The organism is Chromobacterium aquaticum (assembly GCF_021129195.1).
Taxonomy (GTDB): domain Bacteria; phylum Pseudomonadota; class Gammaproteobacteria; order Burkholderiales; family Chromobacteriaceae; genus Chromobacterium; species Chromobacterium aquaticum.
On the sequence record NZ_JAJOHW010000141.1, the window covers coordinates 1 to 4872 of the forward strand.

4 protein-coding genes are annotated in these 4872 nt (G+C 69.7%); 1 reads left to right on the forward strand and 3 read right to left on the reverse strand.

What is annotated here, in order from left to right; translation table 11 throughout:
- The 3 genes from LQT98_RS19965 to LQT98_RS19975 all read right to left on the reverse strand — a co-directional run.
- Positions 1 to 2003 (reverse strand): AAA family ATPase (locus tag LQT98_RS19965; protein ID WP_231464590.1); only part of this gene is annotated, 2003 nt, incomplete at its 3' end.
- Entirely contained in the window at positions 2000 to 3220 is a 1221-nt protein-coding gene (gene sbcD, locus LQT98_RS19970) for an exonuclease subunit SbcD (protein WP_231464592.1), read from the reverse strand. The genes LQT98_RS19965 and sbcD, both read right to left, overlap by 4 nt.
- 73 nt (positions 3221 to 3293) lie before the next feature.
- A complete protein-coding gene (locus tag LQT98_RS19975) occupies positions 3294 to 3767 on the reverse strand; it encodes a hypothetical protein (protein ID WP_231464595.1) in 474 nt (157 codons plus the stop codon).
- 121 nt (positions 3768 to 3888) lie between these two features.
- On the opposite strand from LQT98_RS19975, the gene LQT98_RS19980 reads away from it, so the two are divergent.
- Positions 3889 to 4872 (forward strand): acyl-CoA dehydrogenase family protein (locus LQT98_RS19980; RefSeq protein ID WP_231464597.1); only part of this gene is annotated, 984 nt, incomplete at its 3' end.

Sequence of the window (4872 nt, forward strand, 5' to 3'; positions counted from 1 at the left end):
GCTTCGGCCAGTTCGGCGGCGCGCAAGCCGCCTTCCAGCCCTTGCTGCTGCCGCGCCGCGTCCTGGCATGCGCGCTCCAGCTGCCCTCCCTTCCAGTCCCCGGCGGCCAAGCCCCACGACGCGGCCAGGTCCTGCCATTGTCCGCTCAGCTCGGCGCCACGCGCCTGCTGTAGTTGCCGCTGTTCATCCAGCTGACGCAGCCGCGCTTCCAGGCCCGCCAGTTTCGCCGCCGCCTGCTGTCCCTGCTCGCGCAGCGTTTCCAGCGCGGCTTCCTTGAACCGCAACGCCGCCGCGCTGGCGTCGACATCCAGCGCCTGATAGGCCGCCAGCGCCGGGTGCTCGAGCGCACCGCACAATGGGCAGGCCTCGCCCGGCCGCAGCGCGGCGCGGTGCTGTTCCAGGCTGCGGATGCGCTGTTCCTGCTCCAACAGCCGGCGCTTGTCCGCCACGTGTTCCTGCGCCAGCCGGTAATCGGCGCGCAAGCCCCGCAGCGCAGCGTCCGCCTGCCCGCGCTCCGTCTCCAGCGCCGCGCCTTGCGTCTGGCGCGCCGTCTGTTCTTGTTCCAGCGCTTGCAGATCCGCCGCCAGCGTCGTCAGCCGGTGCAGGGTTTCGCGCTGTTGCACCGCCTGCCGCCATTGTTCGCGCCAATCGGCCAGGCTGCGGCCATCCAGCGCCGCTTGCGCCGCCGCTTGCGCCTGCTGCAAGGCGGCGTCGGCTTCAGCCTGCAGCCGCTCCGCGCGCTCGCTGTCCGCGGTATGCTCGGCCAGCGCTTGCGCGTCGCGCCGGATCTGTTCGTCCGCCGCCGCCAGCTGCGCGGCGCAGCCCTCGCGTTGCTGCTCCAGACCGCGCGCTTGCTCGAAGCCAGCGCCCCAGCGCTCCAGCAGTTCGCCCAGCCGCGCATGGTGGCGCAGCCGTTCGGCGGCAGCCTCCTGCGCGTCCAGTTCGGCCTGTTGCGCGTCCAAGCGCTGGCGCTGTGTCTGCTCCAGCCGGCGCGCATGGCTCAGCGCCAGCCAGTGACCAGCCTGCCATTCCCGCTCCAGTTCCTGCCGCCGTTGTTGCTGCGCCAGTATTGCTTGCGCCAGCCGCTGTTGTTCCTCGCGCGCCAGGCCGGCTTCACGCCACGGCGGTTGCAGCCGCTGCGCCGGTTCGTCGCGGCGCAAGCGTTCCAGCTCCGGCTCCGCCTGCGCTTCGCGCTCGCAGGCCTGCCGCCAGGCCTCCTCGGCGCTGGCGCTGTGCCGCCGCGCCTGTTCCGCTTCCTCGCCAAGCTGCCAGCGTTGCCGCGCCTGTTCCCAGGCCTGCTGCGCCCGCGTCGCGGCCGCGCCCCGCTCCGTCAGCCGCGCCGTCATCTCCTCGCGTTGCGCGGCGTCCAGCAACTCCACCCCGTCTGCGCGCGCCTGCCATTGCTCCAGCTCCAAGCGCGCGTCGCGCGCGCGCTCGAACACCCGCTGCGAGATCAGGCCGTAGATTTCGCTGCCGGTCAGTTCTTCCAGCAGTTCGGCGCGCGCGTTGGCATCGGCGTTGAGAAAGGCGGCGAAACCGCCTTGCGCCAGCAGCATGGATTTGGTGAAACGCGCGTAATCCAGGCCGGTGATGTCTTCGATGCGTTTGAGCTTGTCCGCCACCTGGCTGCTGAGGATTTCGCCATCGGCGTCGGCCAGTTCCACCTTGGGCGCTTGCAGCGCGCCGTCGGCCTTGTCGCGGGCGCGGCGCTGGCTCCAGAACGCCCGGTAGCGCCGGCCCTTGACCTCGAACTCCACTTCCGCCAGGCAGTCGGCCGCGTGGCGGCTCATGATTTCATTGCTGCCCTGGGTGATGGCGTCCAGCCGCGGGGTTTTGTGATAGAGCGCCAGGCAGATCGCGTCCAGCAAGGTGGATTTGCCGGCGCCGGTGGGGCCGGTGATGGCGAACAGGCCGCTGCCGGCTAAGGGTTCGGCGCTGAAGTCCAGCTTCCACTCGCCTTGCAGCGAATTAAGGTTTTTCAGGCGCAGCGTCAGTATCTTCATGTCCGCTCCTCCTGCAGCGCGGCCAGGGTTTCGCGATAGCGCAGCCGCAATTGCTCCTGCAGCGGCGCGTCCAGCGTTTCCAGCGCCAGCCGGCGCTCGAACACGTCCAGCGGCGTCAGTTCGGCCAGGGTTTCGCCTGCAACCGCGGCCATGCCGGCGGCGGCCTGGCCACGCTCGCGCCGCACGCGCAGCAGCTCCAGCGGCAGGCCGTCGCACAAGGTCTGCACGCGCGCGGCGAGATCGCTCAAATAATCGTCGACGCCGACCACCACTTCCAGCCATACCGGGCGCTCGGCGCTGCCGGCCTCGGCCGCCCGCGCCAGCAGCGCCGGCAGTTGCGCCAGGCTGCCGCGCACCGAGCACAAGGGCTGGAAACAAGGCACCGGCAGCGGCTGGACCTGGCGAAGGCCATTCTCGTCCAGTTCCACCAGCAGCACTTCCTTGCGCTGTCCGGCTTCGTCGAAGCTGAGCGGGATGGGCGAGCCGCTGTAACGGATGTGCTCATGGCCGCCCACCTGCTGCGGCCGGTGGATGTGGCCAAGGGCGATATAGTCGGCCGGCGGGAAGGCGTTGCTGGGAAAGGCTTCCAGCGCGCCGACGTAGATTTCGCGCACGGACTCGCTGGCGCTGGCGCCCACCGTGGTCAGATGGCCGCTGGCGATGATGGGTAGCGCCAAGCCCAGCTCATCGCGGCGGCGCTGCGCTTGCTGATACACCTGTTGGTAGCGTTCGCGGATCGCGTCCTGCAGCGACTGCTGCTTGTGTTCGGCGCTTTGGCCGGCCTGGCTGCGCAGCACGTCGCGCGGGCGGATATAGGGCAACGCGCACAGTAAGGCGCCCGGCTCGCCGTCGCGGCGCCGGAGAATCAGCACTTGCTCGGCCGGGTCGGCGCTCAGCGCAGGCACCACGCTGGCGGACAGATAGGACAGCAAGGCGCGGCTTTCCGCCAGCGTGGCCACGGAGTCGTGATTGCCGCCCAGCAACACCAGCTGCACGCCGGCGCGGTGGGCGGCGGCGATCAGGCCGTTGTAGAGCTCGCGCGCGTAGCTGGGCGGCGCGCCAGTGTCGAAAATGTCGCCGGCCACCAGCACCGCGTCGGCCTGCTGGCATTCTGCCTGTTCCAACAGCCAGTGAATGAAGGCCTGATGTTCCGCCTGCCGGGTCTTGCCTATGAAATGCTGGCCCAGGTGCCAGTCCGAGGTGTGAAGAATGCGCATGCCGGCCGCTTTGTGGAATCGATGCCCGGCAGTTTACCGGCTTGCCGCGTCCCGTCCAGCCCCGGACGCCGGCTCAGTCGCCCCACTTCAGGCTGAGGCCCAGTCCCTGGCAGTTGCTGTCGTCCGGCGCGCAATTGCTGTTGCGGGTATGCAGCTGCAAGGCGCTGTCCGCGCATTGCGGCGCATACGGGTCCTGATCGCAATGCTTGGCGCTGCCCATGGGCTGGGGTGGCGCGGAGGCGTAGGCGCGTTCGGCGCCCTTGGGCTGGCAATAGGCATAGCCGGGATGGCTTTGGCAGTCCACCGGTGTCTTGGGCTCCTGCTTGCTGCGCAGCGCCTGGTCCGCCAACTGGCGGGTGCGCTCGGACGGCGGGTAGTTGAAGCGCTTGCTGTCATAGCCCAGGCTCCAGCCCGGCGGCGGCTTGGCCGCGGGGCCGGGCGCTTCGGACTGCGCCGGCTTGAGATCCAGGTCCAGCGCCAGGCTGGGGCCTGCCAGGCCCAGCGCGGCCAACAGCAGGCCAAGGGATAAAGTAGGAGATGCGCTCATCGGAACCTTTCCCCGTTCCGCGGTATGGACTGCCCGCGCCTAGGCGCGGCGGGAACGGTGTCAATGAAAACAGGATAGAGCCAGGATGGCACGGCCAAGTTCCGCTGTCCGGCGCTCCGATATGAACAGATGGCATGCTGCACGCATGGACAGCGCCGTCCATCGCGCCCAGAATGCCGCTGAAATCAACCAACCCTCGCCCAGCGCCATGCACCAAGCCGAAGCCCTAGCCCTGTTGCGCCGCATCGATCAACGCGTGCGCCAGCAATTGGCGCCGCAAGCCACCGCCATCGATCAACAAGCCTTATACCCGCAAGCCATGCTGCGCGGCCTGGGCGACGACGGCGCTTACGCCGCCCTGCTTCCCGCCGAGCGCGGCGGCAGCGGCCTGGGCCTGGCCACGCTGATGGCGGCCATCGCCGAAGTGGGCGCGGCATGCGGCAGCACCGCCTTCCTGGCCTGGTGCCAAAGCGCCTGCGTCTACCTGCTGCTTCACGCCGCGCCGCGCGCCGAGTTGCAAACCATCCTGGCCGAGCTGGCCGCCGGCCGCCTCCTGGGCGGCCCCGGCTTGTCCAACGCCATCAAGCATCTGGCCGGACTGGAAGCGATGCGCTTGCGCGCCGAGCCCTGCCCACAGGGCTACCGGATCAGCGGAGAGCTGCCTTGGGTGTCCAATCTCGGTCCCGGCCACCTGTTCGCCGCCGCCGCGGCCTGCGCCGACGGGGACAAGCTAGCCTTCCTCGTCGACTGCGACACGCCGGGCGTACAACTGAACGCCGGCCCGCCCATCGCAGGCATGGGCGGCACCCGCACATTGTGTGTGAAGCTGGATCAGGTCCTGATCACGCCGGAGCGGGTATTGGCCGAACCGGCCGCCTTCGCCGGCTTCATCCGGCGGGTGCGCCCCGGTTTCGTTCTGGCGCAGGCGGCGGTGGGCTTGGGCATTGTGCAGGGCTGCCTGGACGATATCCTGGCCGCCAACCGCCGCGACGGCGAGCAGAACCGCTGGCTGGACCATTCCTATGATGAGTTGGCGGCGGAACTGGCCGCGCTGTGGCGCGAGGCCAAGACGCTGGCGCCGCTGGCCGAGGCCGGCCAGCTGGCC

Coding starts and splice junctions, on each gene's coding strand:
- sbcD (WP_231464592.1), bottom strand. CDS start 3,220: ATGCGCATTCTTCACACCTCGGACTGGCACCTGGGCCAGCATTTCATA.
- LQT98_RS19975 (WP_231464595.1), bottom strand. CDS start 3,767: ATGAGCGCATCTCCTACTTTATCCCTTGGCCTGCTGTTGGCCGCGCTG.